Origin of the sequence: Falsihalocynthiibacter arcticus, assembly GCF_000812665.2 — a bacterium.
In the GTDB taxonomy this organism is placed as follows: domain Bacteria; phylum Pseudomonadota; class Alphaproteobacteria; order Rhodobacterales; family Rhodobacteraceae; genus Falsihalocynthiibacter; species Falsihalocynthiibacter arcticus.
Map to the genome: position 1 here is coordinate 229,722 of NZ_CP014327.1, position 25,866 is coordinate 255,587.

Consider the following 25,866-nt stretch of genomic DNA (forward strand, 5'->3'; position numbering starts at 1 on the left):
GGGAGAACTGCGTCATTTGGCCCCGTTAATGTTTAAAAACTGTGGAGAGTTTCAAAAACTCCTTAAATTCCTTCGCCTACCGGCCGCCCTTTGGGTTTTCTGATGCCTTCAAAAACCCCCAGCGGCCTCTTAAATGCGACAGGCAGGCCAGGACGCGTTGGCGCTTGGATTTGCTTTGTGGCTTCGACGATTAAAACCCCACCCGCCAAATAGGACGATATTTTTCGCCCTGTCTTTTCCCAGACAGGCGCGGTTCTGAGCCAAAAACGTTTGCTTGAGGGGGGGCAAAGAGGGCCGCCCTGTGTCGCTCAGGTAAAAAGTGATGCATTTTGAGTTGTGATTCGAGCTGCATCAACGAATAGGGACGCCCAAACCCAAAAGGCGTGCGATCGCTACGAGACCAAAGCCCCGCGCGATTGGGCACGATAAAGAGCGCCTTGCCCCCGGGCCCCAAAACGCGAAAGCACTCCTCAAGCAATGCGGTCGGATGCTCGCTGGTTTCAAGCCCGTGAAGGAGGACGAGCTTGTCGACCGATCCTGTATCCAGCGGCCAGTTCACTTCTTCGCTCAGAACCGAGACGTTTTTTTGCCCTGCAGGCCACGGCATCACGCCCTGTGGCCCCGGCATCAAACCGACAATGCGCCGAGCATCGCCCAAGTAAGGCCGCAAAAGAGGCACCGCAAAACCATAACCCACCACAGTTTGCCCTTTGGCTTCGGGCCAATACTCTACCACCTGATCGCGGATCGCCTTTTGCGCCGCCCGCCCCAGAGCGCTTCGGTAGTAGAACGTTTTCAGGTCGCGCACATCAAGGTGCATATCTTTTCCCCTAGGAACGGCGGCCAAAATCGGCAAAGCTGACGTGAACCATATCAAAGCGAGCACAAAACGCCATGCCCCTCGAGATTGTCACGATCCCTTGCTTGAAAGATAACTACGCTTATTTAATTCACAATAGCGAAACTGGCGAGACCGCTTTAGTGGACATTCCGGAGGCTGCGCCCATTGAGGCTGTGCTCGCGCAAAAGGGATGGACGCTGACGGATATTCTGATCACGCATCATCATTGGGACCATATTGACGGGCTTGAGGCGCTTTCTGTCGGGAAGGCGCGCATTATCGGCGCCAAAGCCGACGCTCACCGCCTGCCCCCACTCACCTTGGCGGTCGAGGACAACAGTGTCTTAACGATATGCGGCGAAAGCGTGCAAATTCTCGACGTGTCCGGGCATACAATCGGACATATAGCGTTTTATTTTCGCAAGACCGGCACGATATTTACCGCCGACAGCCTGATGGTGATGGGATGTGGGCGTTTGTTTGAAGGGTCGCCGGAAATGATGCTCGGCTCCATGGAAAAGTTTGCCAAAATGCCAGATACGACTCTACTTTATTCGGGACACGAATATACCGCCCACAATGCAAATTTCGCACTAACGGTTGATCCCGAAAACACCGCCCTGATCACCCGTATCACCGAGATTTCAGCGGCGCGGGACGCGGGATTGCCCACAATTCCCTCAACTTTGGGTCAAGAACGTGCGACCAATCCATTTTTACGATATGAAGACGCCCACATTCGCGCTACGCTCAACTTACAGGAGGCCTCGAACGTCGAGGTTTTCGCCGAACTCCGTACGCGGAGAAACGGTTTCTAGGTCCCAACTCAGTGCTTACTACCCCTGCGGTGACCTCAACTTACGACTCGCGCTTGTGCGGGGCCAAACTTGTTGTCCCCGTGGAAATCGAAAAAAGGTGATGTGATATCAAAAATCACGCTTTTTCTTAGCTGAAAGGTAACAACTCGGTGTGAAACTGAGAAATATTCGGGAAGTTTGGTGTTTGCACTTGAAGACTGCGTCAGAAAACCGAAATCTATAAGAACAGGACACCGATACTGGTGTTTGCAATCTCAAAGAAAGGAAAGTGGAATGCCCTCATTTTCCAATACGCTCGAAGCCGCGATCCACAGCGCTCTTGGTTTAGCAAACGAACGTAAGCACGAATTAGCGACATTGGAGCATTTGCTCCTTGCGCTTCTTGATGAGCCTGACGCCATTCAGGTGATGCGCGCCTGTAATGTTGATCTCGATATACTGCGCGCCACATTGCTTGAATTCATCGAAGACGACCTTTCTTCGTTAGAAACAAGCGTCGAAGGCTCCGAAGCCGTCCCAACGGCGGCCTTCCAACGCGTCATTCAGCGCGCGGCCATCCATGTTCAATCTTCGGGTCGCACCGAAGTGACAGGGGCCAATGTACTTGTTGCGATTTTCGCCGAGCGCGAATCTAATGCGGCCTACTTCCTCCAAGAACAAGACATGACTCGCTATGACGCCGTAAATTACATCGCGCATGGTGTGGCTAAAAACCCCGCCTACGGCGAAGCACGGCCCGTTACTGGCTCCCCTGAGACCGATGAGGACATCCCGCTCGCGGAGGAAGGCGATTCCAAAGACAGCGCACTTGCCAAATATTGTGTCGACTTGAATGCGAAAGCAGCCAAGGGCGAAGTCGACCCTCTGATCGGTCGTGCTCATGAAGTCGAACGTTGCATTCAAGTGTTGTGCCGTCGTCGCAAGAACAACCCGCTTTTGGTTGGCGACCCCGGTGTGGGTAAAACAGCGATTGCAGAAGGTTTGGCCCGCAAGATTGTCAAAGGTGAAACGCCCGCAGTTTTGGCGAATGCTACAATTTATTCGCTCGACATGGGCGCGCTCTTGGCCGGAACTCGCTACCGCGGCGACTTTGAAGAGCGCCTCAAAGCCGTCATGACCGAAATGGAAAACCATCCAGACGCAATTCTATTCATCGATGAAATCCACACAATCATCGGGGCTGGAGCGACGTCTGGCGGCGCTATGGACGCGAGCAATTTGCTTAAACCTGCGTTGCAGGGCGGGAAATTGCGCTGCATGGGGTCGACCACCTTCAAAGAGTTCCGTCAACACTTTGATAAGGACCGCGCGCTTTCACGTCGGTTCCAAAAGATCGACGTGAACGAGCCAACAGTTCCAGATGCGATCAAAATCTTGCAAGGGTTGAAGCCCTATTTTGAAGAACATCACGATGTGCGCTTCACCTCCGATGCGATCAAAACAGCTGTCGAACTTTCGTCGCGCTATATGGCCGATCGCAAGCTTCCGGACAAAGCAATCGACGTGATCGATGAAGCGGGTGCCGCACAGCATCTGATTCCAGAAAGTCGTCGTCGCAAAACAATTGGCGTCAAGGAAATCGAAGCGGTTGTGGCAAAAATCGCCCGCATTCCAGCTAAGAATGTGTCCAAAGATGACGCCGAAATTCTGCGCGATCTTGAAAAGGGACTAAAACGGGTTGTCTTTGGCCAAGATCCAGCCATCGAAACGCTCGCGTCCGCGATTAAATTGTCTCGGGCGGGACTGCGCGAACCAGACAAGCCCATCGGGAACTACCTGTTTTCAGGTCCAACGGGTGTGGGTAAAACCGAAGTTGCCAACCAACTTGCGGATATCCTTGGTGTTGAACTCCTTCGGTTCGACATGTCCGAATATATGGAGAAACACGCGGTTTCCCGTCTAATCGGCGCCCCTCCCGGATATGTCGGCTTCGATCAAGGCGGCATGCTCACGGATGGTGTGGACCAACACCCGCATTGTGTCTTGCTTCTTGATGAGATCGAAAAGGCGCATCCGGATGTCTTCAACATCCTGCTTCAAGTGATGGACCACGGCAAACTGACTGACCACAACGGTCGCGCGGTGGATTTCCGCAACGTGATCCTGATTATGACCTCAAATGCTGGGGCCGCTGATCAAGCCAAAGCTGCCATTGGATTTGGCCGTGACCGACGAGAAGGCGAGGATACCGCTGCGATTGAACGCATGTTCACTCCAGAATTCCGCAACCGTCTTGATGCCATCGTCAGCTTTGCGCCGTTGGGCAAAGAGATCATCCTGCAAGTTGTCGAAAAATTCGTTCTGCAACTTGAGGCCCAACTCTTGGATCGAAACGTTGCAATCGAACTAACGCGCCCTGCTGCAGAATGGCTCGCCGAAGCTGGCTATGACGACAAAATGGGAGCACGACCACTTGGTCGCGTGATTCAAGAGCATATCAAGAAACCATTGGCCGAGGAATTGCTCTTTGGAAAGCTGGTCAAAGGTGGTTTGGTGAAAGTCGGAATTAAAAATGGGAAAATTGATCTTCAGGTTTTCAAGCCCGAAGCCCCTAAACTTTCCTCTAAAAAACCGCCGCTTCTTACAGCAGAATAATGCAGTCCTTTAAAGGTTAATTCTCTAATCCTCAGCCATCCCCGTGATGGTTGAGGACCAGTTTTTATAATCTTTGCGTAGCTTGGACTCGTCGCGTTTACATTCCAAACTCCCAACGCCTTATGCGGCCTTTCCTTCGAAAGCCAATGCGCTTTCCCCCCCAGTGCAGCGCGCTGTCTTCTTGGGGTTTAAAAAATTATTGGTGTATAGAAAACCTAAATGAAAGGAACGCGACAATTGCCTTCATACTCTAGTATCTCTAGATTTTGAGAGTTCAATTTTCTGGGCATGCGCCTCACTGTAAAATAACGTAAGGAAATGTCGTCGCCCCTGTTGAACAAGTTCCTCAGATTGTTTTGGGACCTTTCTATAAATACCCTGCTTCCACATGTTCACTTTGACTGCACCAAAACGGCAACGCCAAAGGAAACATGGGGGATGTTGCCTCAAATTTGAAAACGACACCGCCAGAACTTGCGAAGTCAGGCAGGGCAGAAATGCAGGAGGCGTTGATTTTGCCTGACACGTCCATAAAAAAGGAGGACAGATAGTCTCTACAAATACTACACATGACCAGCGTGCAGTTGAGTCGCCAGAAATCGTATAAAGCCTCTAGAAAAGTGCAGTACCCGCGCAATCTAGCGGGATAAAACTCAGCAGTTATTATTCCAAGCGGTGAAACAAACTCGGTCCTTAAATATTCGCAAGTACATGCGGGCTTTTCGATGGCTCCCAAAACACCCCAAGGCGGCCAGTCTTTTAGGTAGTTTTTTCTCCGAAACCCGCGAGAAAGGGATGCATCTTTATTTGATATCATGTTTTGCGGCCAAGCCAATTTGCGGAAGATCCTAGCCCGTGCCTGCAGCGCCGGAAAGTTGACTGAGGCCAACGCCGAAAAATGGCATACAGGAAAACACCCAAACCGCGATACGGTTCAGTCAGGGAACAAAAATCAAGATCTAAGGAAACTTGTTTTGAACCCCACCTATTTCTCGGTAAATTTGAGTTCAATTCGCCGATTTTGTGCACGGGCTTCAGGCGTGTCGTCAGTGTTGACAGGTTGGTATTCGCCGAACCCATTTGCCGCGAGACGGCTGGGCGGAATATCCAATGCGTCGACCAAGTAACGTACCACAGATAAGGCGCGTCCTTGTGACAACTCCCAATTATCGCTGTATTTCCCGTTGCTCAAAAGGGGTGTGTCATCCGTGTGGCCATCCACGCGTATAACCCAATCGATTTCCGGGGGAATCTGATCGACGACGGACCTCAAGATCGCCGCGACTTTCGCAACCTCGCCCTTGCCTTCCTCAGAAAGTTCGACTGCGCCAGTTTCAAACAAAACCTCGGAAGAGAATACAAACCGGTCGCCGTCGATACGCATTCCTTCCTGCGTACCCAAAAGATCGCGCAGTCGACCAAAAAACTCCGAACGGTATCGTGCCAAATTTTTTGTTTCGGCCTTGAGAATTTCCGCTTCGGCCTCGAGTCGCTTGCGCTCCGCCTCTTCAAGAGCGCGGCGTTTTTTCTCTTCGCTCGCCACACGGGCAAGGGCTTGATTGAGTTGTGAGCCTAAGGCCTGAAGCTGTATTTTGGACTCGCCATCAATTGCCGCGGAAGCATCCAACACGCTTTGCAACGAACCTAATTGAGCGCGCAACTGCGTAACCTGCTCATTCAAAACAGCCATTTTTCTCTGACTTTCGGCGGATTCAGCTTCCTTCGCCGAAAGCCGATCATTCGCAACTTTGAGCAATGCGCTGCGCTGTTCGGCTTCTGTCATGATTGTGTTGAGGTTTGCATCAACTTCGCTTTTTGCGGCTAATGCCGCCAAAAGGCGTTTTTGCATATCGTCTTCATCCGCGCCAATTTGAGCCAACTTCTCCTGCAGGAGCGCCAAAGAAGCCTCTGCATTGGCCAGTTTTTCTTTGGTATTCTCTAGGGTGTCATCAGAGTTTTGTGCCGCCAACAAAGCCGCAGCCAATTGAGTTTCCAACGTTTGCGCCGCAGCCCCCTGCGCGCTCAAGCCTTTATCGGCGAAAATTTTTGCAGCCAGCGCTGCCGCTAAACGTTCATCCAAATCGCCACGCGCATCATTTGCGGCGGCAAGCAATGTGAGCGTATCCTCGGCCTCTTGCCGCTTTGCCTCAAGAGCCATGCTCATCGCGGTTATCTCATCGTCGGCATTCGCCAATCGATCCCGCAACGCTTGGGCCGCGGCCGCTTCCGCCAAACGCGCGGCTTCTTCCTCGGACAGTGCTGTCGCTGCAGTATCGAGTCGGAGTCGCAAAGCCTCGGCCGCGGCTAATTCCGCAAGTCGTGCAGCTTCCACTGCGTCCAGCTTGGATTGGGCTTCCAAAAGCCCGTCCGACAACCCTGCATTCAAGGTTTCTTGCTCCGCAAGCCGTGCCAAAGTTTGTGCCAAACTCGTTTTCTCGCGCGCGCTTTCAACTTGTAGATCCGCGATAAGCGCCTCTAGAGCCTCGCGTTTTGCGGCGGCTAGCCTGGCGGCCTCGGCCCCTTGGTCGACTTCTTCACGAACACTCGCTAGTGCCAATTGCAACGCTTCCTGTTCGGAAATCAGCAGTGCTTTCTCTTGCTCGGCTTCACTCAATGTTGTTGCCAACGCCGTGCCATCCGCCAGAGCCTTGTTCCGTTGCGCCAACAACGTCGCAACTTGCGCCTCAAAGCTGGCAATTGCTGCCTTGCGTGCAGAAATTTCCACCGATTGCGCATCATTTTTCACTGTCAAAGACGCGATCATACTTGCTTGAATATCTGCCGCATCGCGGGCATCGAGCAGGTTTGAAGAAAGTCGAACGACTTCACTTTGCAATTGTTGGTTGGTTGTTTGCTCAAGACCCAAGGCTTCCGCAAGACTTAGAACCTGCGACGTGAGTTCATCAAGTTCTGTCTCCTGTCCAGAAATTGTCTCGCGCAGGACCGATTGGACCACCATGAAAATGGTGAGGACAAACATTAACACCAGCAAAAGGGCCGTCATCGCGTCCACGAATCCGGGCCAGATCGACCCTTGAAAACGTTGCCCTGTGCGCCGACTTAAGGCCACAATCTACCCCTCTTGCGACGGCGCTGTCGCCGCCCGAATGACGTTGGTCAAACCCGCAATATCCGTGCGTAAATCCGAAATCGACTCCTGTCGTCCTGCGCTTATTTCCTCAAGGATGCGCAGCAATTGAACGTCGATTGAGCGCAAACGCATCCGACTTTCGGCATCGGAGTTCCCGCCACCAGACCCCGCCTCATCCTCATTCGATTGAAGGGTTTCGATCAAACGTTCTTGTCCCTGCAGCATACGCTCAATTGCCGAATTTTCTGGGCCGCGCTCGATGTTCCTAGCAAGACTTTCAACTGCCGTGGTTAGAGTGCCAATCCGCTCATCTACGAGGGTGCGGTTTGCCTCGGATTGTGTGAACATTGCGCGCATCGCTTCCATATGGTCAGCCATATGTTCAAACACAACCGCGGTATGGCCTGCATCGCCGCCGCTCTCGCTTTCTCCCGAAGAAAAACCAAGTCGAGTAATCGTTGAAAGCCATTCTTCCAACTCGCGATAAAAGCGATTTTGACCGTGGCCCGCAAAAAGCTCCAAAAGCCCAACAACAAGAGAGCCCGCGAGCCCCAAAAGCGAACTCGAGAATGCCGTCCCCATACCGCCTAGCTGGGCCTCAAGCCCCTTCATAAGTTTTTCAAAAACCTTAACGCCCGTATCGCCTTCCTGTGGCGCGAGGGATCGGATGGTGTCGACTACGGCAGGAACCGTGGTGGCCAAGCCGTAAAACGTTCCTAAAAGTCCGAGAAAAATCAGAAGGTTAACGATATAACGCGTTATATCCCGCGCCTCATCAATGCGGGTTGCCACGGAGTCCAGAATGGAACTGCTGGATGTCGAGCTAATCTGCATTCGCGCGCCGCGTGATCGTAAAAGTGCAGCAAGGGGCGCGAGCAAACGCGGCGGCGTCACGATCTCGTGCCCGGCACGGTTGACCACGAAACCTTCGATCCAATTCACAGAGCTATAAAGTTGAATGACTTGCCAAAAGCATGCCAAGACCCCGATGAAGAACACAAAGCAAATGAACCCATTTAGCCAAAGGTTTGCGAGGAAAAGCGGCAATATGCGTGGTAACGCAAACCATGCCCCAACCATCATGATGGCCAGAACCACACTCATAAGAGTAATTTGGCGGGTAGGCAGGGTAAATTCCGGCTCGGCCTCGCGATCTATAAAGTCCATTTGGACATCCTGACGCTGTTTTTGTTGTGTTTAGAGTAAGGGCAAGCTGCCGGATTTACTAGAAATTTATCAATAATCACTCGATTCGCCGCCACCTTTGTCAACCTGTGCTACCAACCATTCCATATCCGCGTCAACGATCCCTAATTCACGCAAATGCTCGGCGGTATTTTTCAGGTATTCCACGTTGGGGCCCATGACCCCGTGCGAACGCGCGATCACTTGCGCTTGTTTTTGCAAATCAATCCCACCACAATACTGGTTGTTCTCGCGGTTGATAACGTAGGTCACCGCAGTTACACGCCGCCCATCCTTGAGGTCCATCGGCAACTCGACTTCAAGATAGGCCGAGGAAATCAACTCCCGTTCCCGCAGGTATTCAAGGGCATCGGCCGCGTCTTGTGCGGCGACCTCAAACCCTAACCCAAGGCAACTGGAAGCCTCGTCCCGATCCAAAGCCAGCACAAGTCCAGGGCTCTCAACGGTTCCACGATAGTGAATGGACCACATGCAAAAACTGCGCTGGTACCCCGAGAGTCGGGCGACTTGGCGGTTTTTGTACTTAAAACCAGGCCTCCACATCAGAGAGCCATAGCCAAAAACCCAAAGGGGCGTGTCCGTCATTGCACTGGTCCTTTCTCGCTCCCCCTTATAAACAACAGACAGTATATGTTTGAAAGGGCAGATATGCGGTTTTTTGTTTGGCTTTTGGCTATCGTGTCGATTCTCTGGGGCGGCTATTGGTTTGTCGGCGCGAATGCGGTGGAAAAAGCTGCGATTTCTGCCATTGAAGACGCCACCGACGCAGGGAATTCAATCACGTATTCCAGCTTGAATACGGCGGGTTTCCCAAACCGGTTTGATACGACAATCAAGGATATCGATATTTTCACGCTTTCGGGGCTTCGATGGAAAGCTGCTTTTTTTCAAATCTTTGCCTTGAGTTATAAGCCCTATCACATCATCGCCGTCTGGCCCCACGAACAACTGATTGAATATCAGGGTATCTCGGCACAGATTTCAACGTCGGACCTTCGGGCAAGCCTCGTTGTAAAACCCAACTCCACTCTGGCGCTCAACCGATTTCAATTGACCGGCGAGGACCTTAAAGTTGTCTTGAACGCGGGCACGACCTATCGATCGCGCGCGATTTCGGCGGCTTCTCGTCAAGGTATTCTGCCCTTTTCTCATGATTTCTTAGGGAAGATGTCTGATGTCTCTTTACCATCGATAATGGATCCGACAGGCACCGTTTCGATTGAAACCGTAGTGCTTGACACCAATCTGGAATTTGACGCTGCCCTCGGTCGAGGCGAAGTGCCCGCGAAACTCGCAGCACTCACCCTCAACCAGTTTTCGCTCTCGCAAGGGAAAGTGAATATCACTCTATCTGGTGCGCTAGCCTTTGATTCTGAGGGTTTCGCAACGGGTTCGCTCACGTTTTCGACGCCTAACTGGGAAGATGGGTTTGCGATGCTGGACGGGCTTGGTGCGATTCCCACTGAACAATCGCACATGGTTAAAACGGTGTTAAAGGGCCTCGCATCCACAAGTGGTTCCGCAACCGATATTCATGCGCCCATCACGGTAAATCGTGGAAATATCTTTTTGGGCTTCATACCCCTTGGCTTTATCCCGCCGTTCTAACGGCTATTTACAATACGATCCGCTGCGATATTTGGCGGTATCAAAATGGAAATGGTCACGATGAAAGCTATTGGCGGAAGGGCCGAGCACTGTCCCGAAGGGGCCGCAGGCGGACTGATGCATGGCGCGTAAAAGCTTGCCTTGAGCCTTGCTGTTCCACCCTTTTAGGACCGAAATTGAGACGCCATTTGCAAGAGTGATACCGGAAATATCGACGGCTTTACCTTTGCCGTGCTCTGAAATTCTTTTGCCTTTTTGGTTATTGCGCGTGCGACAGCTATACCCCGAAATAACGTCAATGCGTGCGACCCCGCCGCCAAGGCGTCCGACGGCGGGTTTTACGCCTTTTTCCACCCAATTGTGCAATGTTATGGCTGTATTGCAATCCATTGTGGCGGCTCTCGAAAGGGGAATGCCCGCGACGGAAGTTACGGATACAGGATTTTCAACACCGCAGCCTTTGATTTTTCCCGGAATGGCACTCATGGTTTGGCCGCGAATTCTGCTGCTTCCACAAATTGATCCCTTATTGCTGGTCGGGACGGATTGTGGCGCTTTCACTGCTGCGAGCGTCACAACTTCTTGCTGTGTCGTTGCGCGTGATTTCGTAACGATACGCCCCTCAGGCCGTAACAAAGGTCGCAGCGAATGTTCAACGGCGGATTTTGACGCGACCATTGTGACAGTGGTCTTTGTGACAACTTTGGTCATAGGAATTGATTTTTTCAAGGGGGCGGTTCCCCCAAGCGCAACGGGCCGCGGAACGGGGCGTACGGAGGCACTGTAATAGACAGGAACCAGCATCAACCGCGGTTCCGACGACACGGGCGACGTCTTAGAAACCACCCCTTCGGTCGGACGAGAAAGGGGCCGAAGCGACTGTGTTGGAGCATTGGCAATACTGACCACGGGTGCACTGGCCAACAATGCGACAAGTACTCCTGCTCCAAGTAACTTCATTTTACGTCCTTTTTACCGCGCCCAAAATTTGGGGCGTCCGTATCCTGCCCTGCTTCGATAATACCACGTCGGATGGCGCGTGTATGCGTAAAATAATCGAACAAATGGTCGCCATCACCGGTTCGAATTGCGCGTTGGAGCGCAAACAGTTCCTCGGTGAAGCGCCCAAGGATTTCAAGCGTGGCTTCTTTGTTGTTGAGGAACACATCGCGCCACATGGTCGGATCACTTGCGGCGATGCGGGTGAAATCGCGAAAACCTGCCGCCGAGTATTTAATCACTTCGCTGTCGGTAACACGTCGCAGATCGTCGGCAACCCCCACCATTGTATAAGCAATGAGGTGGGGCGCGTGGCTGGTTACGGCGAGGACAAGATCGTGGTGCTCCGCGTCCATTTCCTCAACATTTGATCCCACACCTTCCCACAACGCGCGCAATTGCGCGATGGCGGCAGCATCGGAGTTTTCGACGGGAACAAGCAAACACCAGCGATTATCAAAGAGTTCGGCAAAGCCCGAACGCGGGCCGGAATGCTCTGTCCCTGCAAGAGGATGGCCCGGAATGAAATGCACGCCCTCTGGAATATGGGGGCCAACAGCGTCGATAACCGCTCGCTTCACAGAGCCAACATCCGTAACGGTCGCACCCTTTTTCAAATAGGGAGCAATCTCCTGTGCGACGGATTCCATTGCGCCTATCGGCACGCAGAGCACAATAAGGTCTGCCCCTTCACAAGCTGCGGCGGCGCTGTCACAAACTTCGTCGCACAATCCGATTTCACGCGCCGTGTCTCTTGTTTCTTGGCTCCGAGCGTATCCTGTTACGGTGCCCACGAGATTTGCGCGTTTCATTGCCCAAAAAAGCGACGAAGCAATCAGGCCCAATCCAATGAGGGCGACCTTGCCGTAAACCGGTGCGCGCTGTGGTGCCGAACCGCTCATTGCGGGCCTTCAATCGTCGGTTCGGAAAGGACTGCGTTAAAAAAGTTGGAAATGGTGTGCGCGACACGGCGGCAAGACGCCTCATCCCCCACGGTGATCCGCAGGCAATTTGGCAATCCATAGGCTGCGACCTGACGCACAATCAGCCCCTCATTTGCGAGGGCCTGATTACAAGCTTCGGCCTGCTCTTCATCGGCAAAACGCGCTAAAATGAAATTGGCAAAAGATGTATCGCATTCAATCCCAAGCTCCAACAAAGCTAAGGTGAGCCATTTGCGCATCCGCGCGTTTTCTTTACGGCATTTGTCGACAAAACCGACATCACGTACTGCGGCCTCGGCCGAAGCAAGCCCCGCCGACGAAAGGTTAAAGGGGCCGCGAATACGGTTAAGAACCTCGATCACGTGGCGTGGACCATAGCCCCAGCCAACCCGCAATCCACCAAGCCCGTAGATCTTGGAAAACGTCCGCGTCATCACGACATTGTCGAGCTTATCAACCAACGCTGTGCCGCCGTCGTAGCCCTCAACATATTCGGCATAGGCGCCGTCAATCACAAGAAGGGCTTGCTCAGGAATACCTGCCGCCAACCGTGCCATGTCACGACCACTGATCATCGTTCCCGTTGGGTTGTTCGGGTTCGCGATAAAAACTAGTCTGGTCTTGGGCGTACAAGCGACAAGGATCGCATCCACATCCGCAACACGCTCTTTTTCGGCAACTTTCACGGGCGTTGCGCCCACAGCAAGAGTCGAAATCGGATACATCAAAAAGCCATGTTCCGTGTAAACCACTTCGTCGCCTGGCCCGGCGTAGGCTTGGCACAAAAAGGTAATGACCTCATCCGAACCCGCGCCGCAAATGATGCGATCCGCGTCCAAATCATGGATTTGTGCAATGGCGGTGCGCAGCTCGATGTGATCGGAAGAGGGGTAGCGATTGAGGCTGTGCATTTCGCGCGCGTAGGCCACTTTTGCTGCATCCGACGCACCCAAAGGGTTTTCATTGGAGGACAGTTTCACCACATGCTCCATGCCCTCTACTGCGGATTTCCCCGATTTGTAGAGTTCAATTTGCAAAATACCTGGCTGTGGCTGGATAGTGGCACTCATAATAGGCTCCCCTTATGGGCTGGTTCTAGCGAGCCAGCCCAAGCTTTTCCATACGCAAATTGCGGCTAGGGCAAAGGTCAGTGGAAAACTTGACGATTGTCAGAAGGCGTGGCCGCGGGGCCACTATTCTAGCTTGCGCGCTTTACCCGTGGCACAAAGCGCGCGGTCGCTGCGTCAGCTTGGTAATATTCCATGTATTCCTGCGCATTTTCCGCCAGCTCAATCAAGCTGTGAATGACTTTATGCGCAGTTTCATCCGCCATCAAATAGCTGAAATTCAAACGCACCCAGCCCGGTTTCCTAAGCTCTTCACCGCCCCGAATTGCCGCCAACAAAGCCTCTGACTCCGGACGCTCAATCCCCAACAATCGATGCGCATACGGGCCCGCACAGGCACATCCGCCACGCGCCTGAATGCCATAGACGTCGGACAACATCCGCGTAAACAATTGCTGGTGGATCGGCGCACCCTTTGAATCAGTGATACACAGACTGAAAATCGGAAGCCGCTTTGCGGTCATATTCCCCAAAACTTCAATTTGTGGATGCGCCAAAAATGCGGCCATCGCTGCGGAACAAAATTTCGTTTCACGCTCTGAAATCAGAGCATAGCCTACGCGCTCCTTAACCAAAAAAGCGAGGGCTGCGCGGATATCACCGAGGACATTCGGCGTTCCAGCCTCTTCGCGCGCCTCGACCTTCTGAGAATATGCCTGCGCCCAAGGCGAAACAAAATCAACCGTCCCACCTCCGGGACGGCTTGGCTTATCCCGCACAACACTGGCGCGACGGAGCACCAAAATACCCGACGACCCCGGTCCTCCCGCAAATTTATGTGGCGAAATCACCACGGCATCCTTGGCCAAATCCCCCTGCCCCATATCGATCGAAACATAGGGGCCAGCGCCCGCATAATCCCAAACAGCCAAGGCTCCGTGCGATTTAAGCAGCCCTGTCGTTTTCTCGTCGTCCGTCAAAATTCCGGTTACGTTCGACGCCTTTGAGAACGCCCCAATTTTGAGGTCGAAATCGGCATAGGTTTCGAGAGCCGTTTCCAAGTACGTAAGGTCGGGACCACCGGTGCTTGCCTCGGGAATTTCCACGACCGTTGCCGCAGATTCACGCCATGGGAGGATGTTCGAATGGTGCTCATAGGGACCAACAAATACGACGGCTTTCTTGACTTCATTCACGCCAAGCAGGGACACAAGCTGGTTGATCCCCGCAGTCGCCCCCGATCCGGAAAACACCACAGCACAGTCGGGACCTGCCCCCGTCAATCGAGCGATCTCCGCCCGTGCTGCCGCGCGCAATTTTGTCATATACGCCCCGCAATAGGACGCCTCCGTATGCGAATTTGCGTAATATGGCAGGACTTCCTCAAGCATAAAACTTTCGACTTGTTGCAAGGCACGTCCCGATGCAACGTAGTCAGCATAGACCAGCGGCACGTCGCCATTGAGGCCCGGAATCATGACGCCCTCCCCGATCAACCCATTTCGGAAAGCGGCAATCGGGTCTGAAAAATCTATGGCATGCTTAAATGAGGTGAGTGGCATTATACTTCCTTACTACTTAGCCAATAAATACCCCATGATTGCGGCATATTTTACCCAAATTTCATTGCATTTCCATGATTTTTTGTGTCAGATGACACATGATTGCAAAAAATATAGATCAAATTGACCGCCGCATCCTTGCCGAATTACAACGCGATTCGACGCTTTCCCAGCGCGCAATTGCCGAAAAAGTAGGCCTCTCGCAAAATGCGTGCTGGCGACGCATTCAAGCCATGACGCAGGACGGTGTTTTGCAAGGCGCGACCGCGCGGATTGACCGGCGCAAACTCGGCCTCACGCTCGTGGTTTTCGTTATGCTGCGCACGCGTCATCACTCAGCGGAGTGGTTGCGAGACTTCAGACGGCACGTGCTGACCATTCCAGAGGTTGTGGATTTTCACAGAATTGGCGGCGATTACGACTATCAACTCAAGGTCGTGACCGAGAGTATGGATACCTATGATAAGGTTTATCAACGCTTGATCGAGGGGGTCGAACTGGATGGCGTCACCAGTTATTTCGCGATGGAAAGCATAGCCGAAGGACGCGCCCTTCCCCTGTAGAAAGCAAAAAGGGCCACCCGAAGGCAGCCCATTTCGTATACTCTGGTGTGGCGAAGATTAGTTCTTCGCGTAGAATTCCACAACAAGGTTTGGTTCCATTACAACTGGGTAAGGAACATCGCCAAGAGTTGGCGTGCGAACGAATGTCGCTGTCATTTTGTTGTGATCTACGTCCATGTAGTCAGGCACATCGCGCTCAGACAATTGTGTGGCTTCGATGACAACTGCGATTTGACGCGAACGATCACGTACGGCAATCACGTCGCCTTCTTTAACGCGGTAGGACGGGATGTTAACCTTGTTGCCATTCACTGTGACGTGGCCGTGGTTCACGAATTGACGTGCAGCAAAAACTGTTGCAACGAATTTCGCGCGGTAAACAACGGCGTCGAGGCGGCGTTCGAGAAGACCGATCAAGTTTTCACCTGTATCGCCTTTTACACGCTCAGCTTCGCCATAGATGCGGCGGAATTGCTTTTCGGTCAGGTCGCCGTAGTAGCCTTTAAGCTTCTGCTTGGCGCGCAACTGTGTACCGAAGTCGGAAATTTTACCTTTACGGCGTTGACCGTGTTGGCCGGGGCCGTATTCGCGACGATTTACTGGGGATTTAGGACGGCCCCAGATGTTTTCGCCCATGCGACGGTCGATTTTATGTTTGGCAGACGTACGTTTAGTCACGACTGGATCCTTTCAAGTGCGCTCGAAACCGAGCTAGTGAAAGGTGCTTTCCTTTCCGACGAACCCCGAAAGGCCCCTCGGCGACAGAACATCCCTTGCGGGAGTCTCAAACACCAAAGAAATATCCCGACTACGAGAGCCGGGAACTTGAGGCTTATATAAGCTGGGAATGTGGAGTCAATGGGCTAGACGCGGGAATTTCCCACTATCGTGCTGCAAAATTGCGGCTTCAGATGCGGACAGGTTGCGCCGCGCATATTCACCATACCCGTGCGTATCATAAGCGAGGTTTGGAAATGCCTCCAAAAGCGCCACACGCTGGCTATCTTCTATCACCCCTAGCGCCATATTTGCAGGATGGAAACTCTCGCTTTGAACCCCGTTTGCCCAGACAATTTGATGGCTTTCGAGCATGAGGTGCACATAGGTCACCTCGCGCACCTTGTGGTCAATCGTGATCGACAGGTCGTTGATCAAGTCCTTCGCGGCGACCAAAACTTCTGATGTATTAAACAAGAGTTGCGCCGCGGGACCACTCACAAGCATCCGGTGATTTGGTGACACTAAAAGATCACTCTCGGGTTCATCATCTTTCAACGCGCCGGCACGAATACGCACGGGGCGAAATTCCGGCATCGCGTAAAGGCGCGCGCCCGTCATGCGCCGTGCCCCAATCCACTGGATTTGCTGACACCCGTTGTCCTTTGTTTGGATGCTATCCCCCACAGACAAGCTTTCAACCAGACGGGGGCCGTCCTCTGTGCGGATCAAGGTTCCCGCAGCAAAACAAATCATACAACTCGTAGGGGTATTGGACATTTGCTGGTGTCGTGCATCGCGCAACACACGGTGCACAATCCATAAATCAGTATCCGCTGGGGGCACTTCGTCCAAGAACATCAAAAGCGGACGAGGCGATGCCGCGATTTCAATCATCGTCACGGTGTATGTTCGACGGCCATCAGTCACGGTAAATCCGTTATCCAAAGAGATGTCTTGGCCCTCGATATCATCAATATTCTGGTTTCTTGTCGCATCTACCGCATCGCCCATAAGGCGCTGTACCATGCGTGCTGCACGTTTTCTGAGGTCTGCCGATCCCTTGGCTTCGTGAAGGCGCAATACGCCCTGAGGGCCATCGACCCGCACAGGAGTTCCGCTCCAACGCCAGTTGGCGCCTACCGTTAACGCATCCACATCTGCAGCGTTCTCGCCGTCTATTGCGGTTTGCGTCCAAGTGATGACAAACGTGCCCTTAAAGCCCGTTTTCATATGCCTGTATGCCTGCTCTTTTTTTAATTATTCGTTAATTTCTAGCACACAGTGAATCTTTTTGGGAAGAACGTAAACTATCTTTCACCTAAAAGCGTCGCCTAAGGGCCACAGACCCAACAACCTGACCTTCGCTTTGTTCGTCAAATTCTTTGCCCAAATAGGTAAGTCCATAGAAAACCGGATGGCTCTCGCCCTGCCATTGTACCCCAGCACGTGCCCGCACGCGATTTTGGTTTAGGGTTATCCCATCCTGAGACGGCAAATATTGCGAGCTTTCGACAAAAGCGATGTCGCCACCAACAAGAAAGGACACCCCATATGCGCGCTCAAACGTAGCTCGGTAAGGCTGCCCCGTGCCCACATCCCGCAGCCAAAGATCATTTTGCCCGACGAAGGCGATGATCGATGGGATGTCTTCGGCGCAGATCTCGCGGCCCCTTTTCTGAACAACCTCAACCGGCAAGTTAGCGCGTTAGATCTACAGAGCGAGCTGAGCCTGTCGCGTTCACAATTCGAGTTACTTCGGAAAGACGGGTATTTTTCTCCCACCCTCTCAGCCGCTGGGCACAAGCCATTGTGGGACATTGCGCAAGCGCGTTCGTTCATCAATGGCCTGTTACGCGGTGCTGAAACGGTGCTGATACCCCGGCAGCAATGGGTAGATTTGGCCAAAGCTAGCCAGCGATCGAAGATCCGACCGGGACAAATAGTCGAACTCATTGCCGAGGGACGGCTCACCCGTATTGGAAAATTGGAAAGCAAAAATGACTACGCCAGCATCCTCGTTCACTTTGAGGAGCTCGAGAGTCTTCTGGATCGACCTGATGCACCGGGGATGACCATCGACGCATTCGCACGCTCCGTCGGCCTCAAACCTCCTCAAGCCGGACGCTTGATCAAGAAGGGACACACGCCAGCAACCTTCGCCCGAAATCCGAAAACCCTTGCTCAGCAACATTACATGCAAGAGAAGGACGTTGTTGCTTTCAAAGAACATTTTGTCACGCTACGGGAGCTGGCGATATTGCTGGGTCAGAGCTGGCAATCCTTAAACGCCACACTTCGCAAATCCCAAGTAACTGCATTTAGCCCAGACGGCTTGGATTATGGCCTTTTGTATGAATGGGCGGCATTGGAAGAGAATGACATCGTGCGCCAGCCTCACCGCATTAAAGGCAGCTCCCATTCTTGACGCGCTGTTAGAGATCCATTTGGATGACAACAGATGCTCGGCCCTCGAATAAAAAATCCAGCTGGCATTCTTCAAACCCCAACGAGGTCCTTCGAATGCCAACTGGATGTTATTCAATCAGAAAGTATTGAGCAGACTTCTCCCTCATCAAGAAACTGAGCTCTTGACAGGCCTTGCGCACACTATTGCTCTTTTTTGAGAAGACTATTCCTGTTTCTGCCTACTATGCAGCCATGCGACTACCCGCACTTGCTGTGACCACAATCCGAACAGGTCATGCAACCCTCTTTCATTTGCAGACTATATTGCCCACATGAGGGGCAGGCTTTCCCGCGCGGCGCGCCGCCAATAGCCACAACGTCGGCTTGTGGGTCGGATTTTAGCCCCATCCCTTCGCCGGCAATGAACCCTGTGATGATAAGGTGACGTTCGATCACGCCGCCGATAGCCGCAAGGATTGAAGGCACATATTTGCCCTCCATCCACGCGCCACCCCGAGGATCAAACACGGCCTTCAACTCTTCGACCACAAAGCTCACGTCCCCGCCACGGCGGAACACGGCCGAAATCATCCGTGTAAGGGCAACCGTCCAAGCAAAATGCTCCATATTTTTGGAGTTGATAAACACCTCAAACGGACGACGATGACCACCAATAACAACGTCATTCACCGTGATGTAAATCGCATGCTCGCTGTCAGGCCATTTCAGCTTATATGTGTTTCCTTCAAGAGCTTGCGGGCGATCCAATGGCTCCGTTATGTAAACAACGTCCGCCCCTGAATCGACTTCTGGAGCCTTTTCGCTTTCGCTCGATACAGACAAAACGCTGCCCGTTACGTCGTTGGGACGATAGGTTGTGCAACCTTTGCAGCCCTGATCCCATGCGGCCATATAAACCTCTTTGAAATCCTCAAAGCTGATATCTTCTGGGCAATTGATGGTCTTGGAAATCGAGCTATCGATCCATTTTTGCGCGGCCGCTTGCATACGAACGTGATCAAGGGGCGCAAGGGTTTGCGCATTCACGAAATACTCGGGAAGTGCTTCGTCGCCTTTAATTTGACGCCACATATCCACTGCGTAATCCACGACTTCTTCTTCGGTGCGCGAGCCATCTTTTTGCAGAACTTTACGCGTATAGGCATAGGCAAAGACCGGTTCAATTCCACTCGAAACATTGCCAGCATAGAGCGAAATCGTGCCCGTTGGCGCGATGGACGTCAAAAGCGCGTTGCGAATTCCGTGCTTGCGGATCGCGTCGCGCACGTCGTCATCCATTTGCATCATGTTGCCGGTTGCCAGATATTTTTCGGCATCAAATAATGGGAACGCACCCTTTTCTTTCGCCAAGTCCACCGAGGCCAGATAGGCCGCGCGCGCAATAGCTTTCATCCAAGCTTCGGTCTGACGCGCGGCTTCCTCGGAACCATACTTCTGGCCAACCATCAAAAGCGCATCTGCAAGGCCTGTTACACCAAGACCAATCCGACGTTTCGCTGCCGCTTCTTGGGCCTGCGCCTCAAGGGGGAAACGGCTTTCGTCGACCACATTGTCCATCATACGAACGGCTGTAGCGACCAAATCAGAAAGCAACGCCTCGTCCAATGCCGCGGTCGTTTCAAAAGGATCAGACACCAACCGCGCCATATTGATCGAACCCAAAAGGCACGCGCCATAGGGTGGTAGAGGTTGTTCGCCACAGGGGTTCGTCGCGGCAATTGTTTCGCAATAGCTTAGGTTATTAGCCTTATTAATTCGGTCGATAAAAATCACACCGGGTTCGGCATAATCATACGTGCCCTGCATGATCTTGTTCCACAAATCACGCGCTTGGATTGTGTGATAGATCGTGTCGTTAAACTTCAATTCCCAACTGCCGTCTGCTTTTACCGCTTCCATAAAATCATCGGTAATCAGCACGGAAAGGTTAAACATCCGCAGCCGCGCACTGTCTTTTTTGGCGGTGATGAAATCTTCGATATCGGGGTGGTCGCACCGCATTGTGGCCATCATCGCGCCGCGGCGGCTGCCTGCGGACATGATCGTGCGACACATAGAATCCCACACATCCATGAACGACAACGGCCCCGATGCATCCGCAGCCACGCCCATAACGCCCGCGCCTCTGGGGCGAATTGTTGAGAAATCGTAGCCAATGCCGCCGCCTTGCTGCATCGTCAGCGCGGCCTCTTTTAGCATGTCAAAAATGCCGCCCATGCTGTCGGGAACGGTGCCCATAACAAAACAGTTGAAAAGCGTTACAGCGCGACCCGTACCTGCACCCGCTGTGATCCGACCTGCTGGCAAATATTTAAAGTCTTCAAGCGCTTCATAGAATTTGCCTTCCCAATCGGAAGGCGTTTTTTCAACAGACGCTAGCGAGCGCGCGATCCGGCGCCAGCTATCTTCGACACTTGCATCAATGGCCGTCCCATCCGCATTTTTGAAGCGATACTTCATGTCCCAAATTTGTTCGGCGATAGGGGCAGAGAAACGGCTCATAAGATAGTCCTGTGTTTGCGTGTGGCAGGGTGATTTTGATAAACTTTAATTGCAAATGGGTCAATTGCAATTAGACCCCTTCTTGAAGTATGTTGTGGCCTAGGGCAAGAGTAATTTGTCCATATATTGGGGTTCGTTGCAAATATGACCATACATCTAGTAAAGCTATGCGTCGGCATCGAGTCGTTTGAACACTTGCAATCATTCCGCGAGGCGCGCGCCACCTCGCCAGAATCCCCCTCGCAACATGTAACCCGTATGTGGCCCAAACGCGAACCCGAATTGCTCGAGGGAGGCTCTCTTTATTGGGTCATTAAAGGAGTCATTCAAGCACGTCAGCGAATCCACTCGCTTGAAGAAAAAATCGGCGAAGATGGCATACGACGCTGCGCGATCCTGATGGAACCCGCGCTTATTCGGACACAGCCTGCGACGCGGCGCGCCTTCCAAGGATGGCGTTACCTAAAACCAGAAGATGCCCCCGCAGACCTTTTCCGCAGCACGCGCGCCGAAGATGAATTACCCGCCCATTTGGCAGCAGCCCTCGGCGAAATCGGCGTCCTATAGGGCCAGAATTAATCCGATATTTCGAGCTTATCGAGCAAGTCCCGCAAAATTTTACGACCATCATTGCCCCAATCCGCATTGCGGGAGCGCAGCAGTGTGGCCTGCGATTTATGCACGACACCATCGACCAAAACCTTGAGGTGGTTGGCGCGCAATGTATCCCCAGTGGAGGTAATATCGGCTATCATTTCCGCGGTTTCGTGCTTTACTGTGCCCTCGGTCGCGCCTTGACTGTCCTCGAGTTGATAGTCGGCCACCCCATGATCCCGCAGAAAATCACGTACCAAACGGTGATACTTTGTCGCGATTCTCAGCCGCATTCCGTGTGTGGCGCGAAACTGTGCCGCCACCGCGTCAAGATCGTCCAGCGTTTCCACATCGACCCAACAGATTGGCACGGCGATAACAAGGTCGGCATGTCCAAAACCCATCAAGGCAAGTTCCGCCACTTGGTTTTCCCAGACGGCCAGTTTTTCGCGAATGAGGTCTGTGCCCGTCACTCCAAGATGTATGCGCCCAGCGGCCAATTCGCGCGGAATTTCACCCGCCGACATCAGCACCAGTTCAACGCCTTCGACGCCCTCAATGGCCCCTGCGTATTCTCGCTCCGACCCCGTGCGGCGCAGCGAAATACCTCGCGCCCCAAACCAGTCAAAGGTTTTTTCCATCAATCGCCCTTTGGACGGCACACCAATTTTGATCGTCATATCGTGCCCTCCCTCAGGCCCCAAGTCAGCCCTGGTCTTACAACGCCTCCAACCGCGGGAATCGACGCTCCCTGCCCCAAAACACGGGTCAACGCATCATAACGCCCCCCCGTCGCGACAGGGGGTAAATCTGGGCGGCCCGACACATAGAACCCGAAAACGAATCCATCGTAATACTCCATCGTGCTGCGCCCATAGGACGTTTCAAAATCGAGGCTATCCACATCCACCCCAAGCTCAGACATCGCGTCCAGTCGTTTGGACAGCTGCTCAACAGCAGGCCCAATCGACGGTAAATCAATCGCAATGTCATGCAGAGCTTCGACCACATTTGGGGCCGTTTCTCGCAGCTTTAAAATCTCCTCCAGAATCTCGACCTCTCCTGCGGAAATCGCGGGAGATTTCGCGTCCTCTTCCAGGTATCTTAGGCGCGCTGCGATCTCGGCGGCGCTACGTTGGCCGACAAAAGTTCCCGCATTCTCGATCATCTGTTCGGCCGACAGTGTGCGTAATTTCTTAAGCATCTTCAGACGGCTCGCGGGCGCGGGTTTACGTCCGCCAAAACGGTCCAGAAGGGCGCGGAAACGATGAGGGCGCCAAATGTGGCGCAGCAAGGCCGCGCGGCGTCGCTCGGTTGTTCCCAACCCTTTGACCGCCGCCATAAGAATCCCAATATCGCCCGTCGCAGCGCGCAGGCCCAAAGGCGAAAGCACCTCTTGGAACAACGCAAAGACTTCGGCATCGGAGGCCGCTGGATCAGCACCATCAAACAACTCGTAGCCAACTTGAAAATACTCATTCGCTCGTGCAGTATCTTCTTCTTGCCGACGAAAAACTTCGCCCGCATAGGCATAGCGCGCAGGGGATGCGCCACTTTTCATATGCATTTGCACAACGGGCACCGTGAAATCAGGACGCAACATTTGCTCGCCGCGCAAGGGGTCGTTGGTCACATAAGCGCGTGCGCGAATGTCCTCACCATAGAGGTCCAAAAGCGTTTCGGCGGGTTGCAGGATATCGGTATCAACGACCTGCGCACCAGCGGCGATAAAAAACGCCTGAAGACGGGCGGCTTCGTCGCGGACTTCAGGTTTCTGAGTCATCGCTCTGCCCCTTTAACATGGCTTGCACTTGTGCGACCAATTCGTCGCGTGGCACTTCGATTTGGCTCGGGCGGGATTTCCATTCCTCAAGCGTCGCATTCTCGGCAATTTTCGCACCCAAAATGAGGTCTTTGATCTGAACAACGCCAGCCACGGCCTCGTCGCCACCCTGAATGATCGCAATCGGGGAATGGCGATTGTCGGCATATTTCAACTGGTTGCCAAAGTTTTTCGGATTGCCCAAATAGACTTCGGCGCGAATGCCCGCTTGGCGCAATTCCGCGACCATTGTTTGGTAATCGGCCATGCGGGCCTTATCCATCACGGTCACAACAACCGGTCCTGCAGTGCGGGTATCGACACGTCCCTTGGCCGTCAAAGCCGCCAACAGGCGGTCGACGCCAATCGAGACTCCCGTTGCTGGGACCTCTTGACCGGTAAATCTCTTCACAAGATCGTCGTAACGACCTCCGCCTGCGACGGAGCCAAATTGGCGCTTATTGCCCTTTTCGTCGAGCACTTCAAAAGTCAATTCGGCCTCATAAACGGGCCCAGTATAGTAGCCCAATCCACGTACAACAGCAGGATCAATCTCAATGCGATCACTCGCATAGCCCTGTGCGGCGAGCAATTCCGCAATCGTTTCAAGTTCGTCGACACCTTCAGCACCAACGGCCGACCCCGCGACCAATTCGCGCAAACGCGCCACGGTTAAGGCGCCTGTTTCGCGCTTGGCCGCCATGAATCCCATGACCACATCGGCCTGCGCCTCTGTCAATCCAGCGCCATCGGTGAAGTCGCCACTCGCGTCTTTACGGCCCGCGCCAAGAAGTGCGCGCACGCCCGTTTCGCCTAGACGATCCAACTTATCAATCGCCCGCAAAACAATCCCGCGTTCGGCTTCAAATTTCTCCGGATCAGACGGGTCAAGAACTCCCGCGACTTCCATCACGCCGTTCAAAACCTTACGGTTATTCACCCGCACAATATAGTCGCCGCGCTCGATTCCGACCTGCTCAAGCGTGTCCGACAACATCGCGCAAATCTCGGCGTCAGCAGCAACACTTGCGGTGCCAACAGTATCCGCATCGCACTGATAAAACTGCCGAAAACGTCCAGGTCCTGGCTTCTCATTGCGCCAAACTGGCCCCATCGCATAGCGGCGATAGGGCGTGGGCAAATCATTGCGGTGCTGCGCGAAAACCCGCGCCAAGGGGGCGGTCATGTCATAGCGCAACGCCACCCAACCAGAATCCTCTTCTTCCCACGCAAAAACACCCGCATTCGGGCGCTCCACATCGGGAAGGAACTTGCCCAAAGCCTCAACTGTCTCAACGGCAGCGGTCTCAAGAGCATCAAATCCATAACGATGATACACTTCGGCAATCTGATCGAGCATCTGTTTGCGCGCCGTCACTTCGGCACCAAAATAATCGCGGAATCCCTTGGGAGTAATCGCCTTGGGACGCGGTTGTTTTTTCTGCTTGGCCATGTCTTGCCCTCATCGCAATGTCTACGCTTTGGGCTTTATCGCGCGACGCGCTTGGGAGCAAGGTAAAGGCTCTAGAATTCAGCGATCTGTGGTGATATGGCAGGCCTATGAGCGAAAAACGTATCACGCAAATCGAAGAAGAGATGGCCCATTTGACCCGCGCGGTCGAGGACCTGTCCGATATTGTTGCGCGTATGGATACTGAAAACAGCCTTCTGAAGCACCGTGTGCAAATGCTCCTGCAACGCGAAGCGGAACGAGAATCTCAAGGGGGCGGCGGCGCGGTTCTTACGGACCAACGCCCACCTCATTGGTAGAAATCTAGCGTTATTTCACCAAGGTGCTCGCACGGATTTTACCATTGTGAAGCAAAACTTCAGCCCATTCTCCAACACCACCAAACGCTCCATAAAGTGTAACCAAAGCAGTTGATTTCGCGAGCGTATTCATTTTCTTCTCGCCACAGGCCACGCCCTTTCCGACGTTACATTTCTGCCCCTTGATGACCTCATAGGCCATGTCAGTATCCGAATAGGGGACCGATTTCCCCTTCACTTCATAGCGCATAATTTCATGCAATTGTAGGTCGCCAAACATCGCCACAGCAGCGGTAAATTTCCGTGGGCAGTTGTCTGAAAAACCTGTGATGTAAAAATCATGTGGGGTTTTGGTTGAGGGATTAGAATCATAGAGGAAAAGTTTCGAGCCCTTTGCCGGATACCCTTCGATTTTCGTTCCCATCGCCCTTTTAGAAATCCCGCAAGCTTTGATAGCCACGCCCAGCGGCGCAGGCCCCGTTGCAATTGTGGCCTCCGCATTATTGGCTTTATTTCCAGATAGGCGCGAAAAGAAACTCTGTTCATTTGGATCGGCAACTAGGGAGGTTTTCGCGCCGTTTGGCGCTCCTTCAAGTTGGCTGATTGTCGTGATCTCTTGGTCTGGCGCGTCTGATTCTTGCACCGGCGTTGTCGTCGCCTGACAGCCAGCCAAGAAGATGATCATTGCGCAAACGCATGGTTTCCCGAGCAGTTTTAACGTCATTCTATCCCCCAAA

The 25,866-nt window shown here is 53.1% G+C and carries 22 protein-coding genes and 1 pseudogene; 7 read left to right on the top strand and 16 right to left on the bottom strand.

Annotated features, from left to right (window positions below; genetic code table 11):
• Positions 1–62: 62 nt before the first annotated feature.
• Positions 63–820 (bottom strand): annotated as a pseudogene (locus RC74_RS01235) (class I SAM-dependent methyltransferase).
• A 74-nt stretch (positions 821–894) separates the two neighbouring features.
• On the opposite strand from RC74_RS01235, the gene gloB reads away from it, so the two are divergent.
• Positions 895–1,659 carry a hydroxyacylglutathione hydrolase gene (gloB, locus tag RC74_RS01240; RefSeq protein WP_039004405.1) on the top strand — a complete coding sequence of 255 codons (765 nt, stop codon included), beginning with the start codon at positions 895–897 and terminating at the stop codon, positions 1,657–1,659.
• Positions 1,660–1,932: 273 nt separating this feature from the next.
• Positions 1,933–4,254, top strand: coding sequence for an ATP-dependent Clp protease ATP-binding subunit ClpA (gene clpA / locus RC74_RS01245; protein ID WP_039004406.1), 2,322 nt, complete (start codon positions 1,933–1,935; stop codon positions 4,252–4,254).
• 985 nt (positions 4,255–5,239) lie between these two features.
• On the opposite strand, the gene RC74_RS01250 is transcribed toward clpA, so the two are convergent.
• From RC74_RS01250 to RC74_RS01260, 3 genes are all read right to left on the bottom strand, one after another.
• Positions 5,240–7,324, bottom strand: coding sequence for a peptidoglycan -binding protein (locus tag RC74_RS01250; RefSeq protein ID WP_039004407.1), 2,085 nt, complete (start codon positions 7,322–7,324; stop codon positions 5,240–5,242).
• A gap of 3 nt (positions 7,325–7,327) precedes the next feature.
• Complete coding sequence (locus RC74_RS01255; protein WP_039004409.1) at positions 7,328–8,512, bottom strand: hypothetical protein; 1,185 nt, start codon at positions 8,510–8,512, stop codon at positions 7,328–7,330.
• Positions 8,513–8,581: 69 nt separating this feature from the next.
• Positions 8,582–9,136: a gamma-glutamylcyclotransferase gene (locus RC74_RS01260; protein ID WP_039004410.1), complete on the bottom strand. Its 555-nt coding sequence runs from the start codon at positions 9,134–9,136 to the stop codon at positions 8,582–8,584.
• A 63-nt stretch (positions 9,137–9,199) separates the two neighbouring features.
• Between RC74_RS01260 and RC74_RS01265 the strand changes: the two genes are divergently transcribed.
• On the top strand, positions 9,200–10,159 hold the full coding sequence (locus RC74_RS01265) for a DUF2125 domain-containing protein (RefSeq protein ID WP_039004411.1): 960 nt from the start codon (positions 9,200–9,202) through the stop codon (positions 10,157–10,159).
• A 3-nt stretch (positions 10,160–10,162) separates the two neighbouring features.
• On the opposite strand, the gene RC74_RS22830 is transcribed toward RC74_RS01265, so the two are convergent.
• From RC74_RS22830 to RC74_RS01285, 4 genes are all read right to left on the bottom strand, one after another.
• Positions 10,163–11,119: an extensin-like domain-containing protein gene (locus RC74_RS22830; RefSeq protein WP_039004412.1), complete on the bottom strand. Its 957-nt coding sequence runs from the start codon at positions 11,117–11,119 to the stop codon at positions 10,163–10,165.
• Entirely contained in the window at positions 11,116–12,060 is a 945-nt protein-coding gene (locus RC74_RS01275) for a prephenate/arogenate dehydrogenase family protein (protein WP_039004413.1), read from the bottom strand. The genes RC74_RS22830 and RC74_RS01275 overlap by 4 nt, the downstream gene beginning before the upstream one ends.
• Positions 12,057–13,172, bottom strand: a complete 1,116-nt coding sequence (gene hisC / locus RC74_RS01280; protein WP_039004414.1) for a histidinol-phosphate transaminase — start codon at positions 13,170–13,172, stop codon at positions 12,057–12,059. The genes RC74_RS01275 and hisC overlap by 4 nt, the downstream gene beginning before the upstream one ends.
• 128 nt (positions 13,173–13,300) lie before the next feature.
• Positions 13,301–14,731, bottom strand: coding sequence for an aminotransferase class V-fold PLP-dependent enzyme (locus tag RC74_RS01285; protein ID WP_039004415.1), 1,431 nt, complete (start codon positions 14,729–14,731; stop codon positions 13,301–13,303).
• 101 nt (positions 14,732–14,832) lie between these two features.
• Here RC74_RS01285 and RC74_RS01290 point away from each other — a divergent pair, with 101 nt between their 5' ends.
• Positions 14,833–15,294: an Lrp/AsnC family transcriptional regulator gene (locus RC74_RS01290; protein ID WP_039004540.1), complete on the top strand. Its 462-nt coding sequence runs from the start codon at positions 14,833–14,835 to the stop codon at positions 15,292–15,294.
• Positions 15,295–15,351: 57 nt separating this feature from the next.
• Here RC74_RS01290 and rpsD read toward each other — a convergent pair whose 3' ends face one another.
• From rpsD to RC74_RS22475, 3 genes are all read right to left on the bottom strand, one after another.
• Positions 15,352–15,972, bottom strand: coding sequence for a 30S ribosomal protein S4 (gene rpsD, locus RC74_RS01295; RefSeq protein ID WP_039004416.1), 621 nt, complete (start codon positions 15,970–15,972; stop codon positions 15,352–15,354).
• A 177-nt stretch (positions 15,973–16,149) separates the two neighbouring features.
• Positions 16,150–17,244 carry a Hint domain-containing protein gene (locus RC74_RS01300; protein WP_039004417.1) on the bottom strand — a complete coding sequence of 365 codons (1,095 nt, stop codon included), beginning with the start codon at positions 17,242–17,244 and terminating at the stop codon, positions 16,150–16,152.
• Positions 17,245–17,332: 88 nt separating this feature from the next.
• Positions 17,333–17,560, bottom strand: coding sequence for a lipid A-modifier LpxR family protein (locus RC74_RS22475; RefSeq protein ID WP_169798705.1), 228 nt, complete (start codon positions 17,558–17,560; stop codon positions 17,333–17,335).
• 69 nt (positions 17,561–17,629) lie between these two features.
• Here RC74_RS22475 and RC74_RS01305 point away from each other — a divergent pair, with 69 nt between their 5' ends.
• Positions 17,630–18,439 (top strand): hypothetical protein, encoded by an 810-nt coding sequence (locus RC74_RS01305; protein ID WP_179946752.1) that lies wholly within the window; start codon positions 17,630–17,632, stop codon positions 18,437–18,439.
• Between the two features lie 239 nt (positions 18,440–18,678).
• Here RC74_RS01305 and RC74_RS01310 read toward each other — a convergent pair whose 3' ends face one another.
• Positions 18,679–20,943: an adenosylcobalamin-dependent ribonucleoside-diphosphate reductase gene (locus RC74_RS01310; RefSeq protein WP_039004418.1), complete on the bottom strand. Its 2,265-nt coding sequence runs from the start codon at positions 20,941–20,943 to the stop codon at positions 18,679–18,681.
• 144 nt (positions 20,944–21,087) lie between these two features.
• On the opposite strand from RC74_RS01310, the gene RC74_RS01315 reads away from it, so the two are divergent.
• Positions 21,088–21,510, top strand: coding sequence for a DUF1489 family protein (locus RC74_RS01315; protein WP_039004419.1), 423 nt, complete (start codon positions 21,088–21,090; stop codon positions 21,508–21,510).
• An 8-nt stretch (positions 21,511–21,518) separates the two neighbouring features.
• On the opposite strand, the gene hisG is transcribed toward RC74_RS01315, so the two are convergent.
• The 3 genes from hisG to hisS are packed head-to-tail and all read right to left on the bottom strand — an operon-like array spanning position 21,519 to position 24,812.
• Entirely contained in the window at positions 21,519–22,217 is a 699-nt protein-coding gene (gene hisG / locus RC74_RS01320; RefSeq protein ID WP_039004420.1) for an ATP phosphoribosyltransferase, read from the bottom strand.
• Complete coding sequence (locus RC74_RS01325; protein ID WP_039004421.1) at positions 22,214–23,320, bottom strand: ATP phosphoribosyltransferase regulatory subunit; 1,107 nt, start codon at positions 23,318–23,320, stop codon at positions 22,214–22,216. The genes hisG and RC74_RS01325 overlap by 4 nt, the downstream gene beginning before the upstream one ends.
• The gene (gene hisS, locus RC74_RS01330) at positions 23,304–24,812 is read right to left on the bottom strand and encodes a histidine--tRNA ligase (protein ID WP_039004422.1); all 1,509 of its coding nucleotides are present in this window, start codon (positions 24,810–24,812) and stop codon (positions 23,304–23,306) included. Before hisS ends, RC74_RS01325 begins: the two co-directional genes overlap by 17 nt.
• A 107-nt stretch (positions 24,813–24,919) precedes the next feature.
• Between hisS and RC74_RS01335 the strand changes: the two genes are divergently transcribed.
• A complete protein-coding gene (locus RC74_RS01335; RefSeq protein WP_039004423.1) occupies positions 24,920–25,129 on the top strand; it encodes a SlyX family protein in 210 nt (69 codons plus the stop codon).
• Between the two features lie 10 nt (positions 25,130–25,139).
• Here the strand turns inward: RC74_RS01335 and RC74_RS01340 are convergent, their stop codons facing one another.
• A complete protein-coding gene (locus RC74_RS01340; protein WP_039004424.1) occupies positions 25,140–25,853 on the bottom strand; it encodes a hypothetical protein in 714 nt (237 codons plus the stop codon).
• Positions 25,854–25,866 lie beyond the last annotated feature (13 nt).

Coding starts and splice junctions, on each gene's coding strand:
- gloB (WP_039004405.1), top strand. CDS start 895: ATGCCCCTCGAGATTGTCACGATCCCTTGCTTGAAAGATAACTACGCT.
- clpA (WP_039004406.1), top strand. CDS start 1,933: ATGCCCTCATTTTCCAATACGCTCGAAGCCGCGATCCACAGCGCTCTT.
- RC74_RS01255 (WP_039004409.1), bottom strand. CDS start 8,512: ATGGACTTTATAGATCGCGAGGCCGAGCCGGAATTTACCCTGCCTACC.
- RC74_RS01260 (WP_039004410.1), bottom strand. CDS start 9,136: ATGACGGACACGCCCCTTTGGGTTTTTGGCTATGGCTCTCTGATGTGG.
- RC74_RS01265 (WP_039004411.1), top strand. CDS start 9,200: ATGCGGTTTTTTGTTTGGCTTTTGGCTATCGTGTCGATTCTCTGGGGC.
- RC74_RS22830 (WP_039004412.1), bottom strand. CDS start 11,119: ATGAAGTTACTTGGAGCAGGAGTACTTGTCGCATTGTTGGCCAGTGCA.
- RC74_RS01275 (WP_039004413.1), bottom strand. CDS start 12,060: ATGAGCGGTTCGGCACCACAGCGCGCACCGGTTTACGGCAAGGTCGCC.
- hisC (WP_039004414.1), bottom strand. CDS start 13,172: ATGAGTGCCACTATCCAGCCACAGCCAGGTATTTTGCAAATTGAACTC.
- RC74_RS01285 (WP_039004415.1), bottom strand. CDS start 14,731: ATGCCACTCACCTCATTTAAGCATGCCATAGATTTTTCAGACCCGATT.
- RC74_RS01300 (WP_039004417.1), bottom strand. CDS start 17,244: ATGAAAACGGGCTTTAAGGGCACGTTTGTCATCACTTGGACGCAAACC.
- RC74_RS01310 (WP_039004418.1), bottom strand. CDS start 20,943: ATGAGCCGTTTCTCTGCCCCTATCGCCGAACAAATTTGGGACATGAAG.
- RC74_RS01315 (WP_039004419.1), top strand. CDS start 21,088: ATGACCATACATCTAGTAAAGCTATGCGTCGGCATCGAGTCGTTTGAA.
- hisG (WP_039004420.1), bottom strand. CDS start 22,217: ATGACGATCAAAATTGGTGTGCCGTCCAAAGGGCGATTGATGGAAAAA.
- RC74_RS01325 (WP_039004421.1), bottom strand. CDS start 23,320: ATGACTCAGAAACCTGAAGTCCGCGACGAAGCCGCCCGTCTTCAGGCG.
- hisS (WP_039004422.1), bottom strand. CDS start 24,812: ATGGCCAAGCAGAAAAAACAACCGCGTCCCAAGGCGATTACTCCCAAG.
- RC74_RS01335 (WP_039004423.1), top strand. CDS start 24,920: ATGAGCGAAAAACGTATCACGCAAATCGAAGAAGAGATGGCCCATTTG.
- RC74_RS01340 (WP_039004424.1), bottom strand. CDS start 25,853: ATGACGTTAAAACTGCTCGGGAAACCATGCGTTTGCGCAATGATCATC.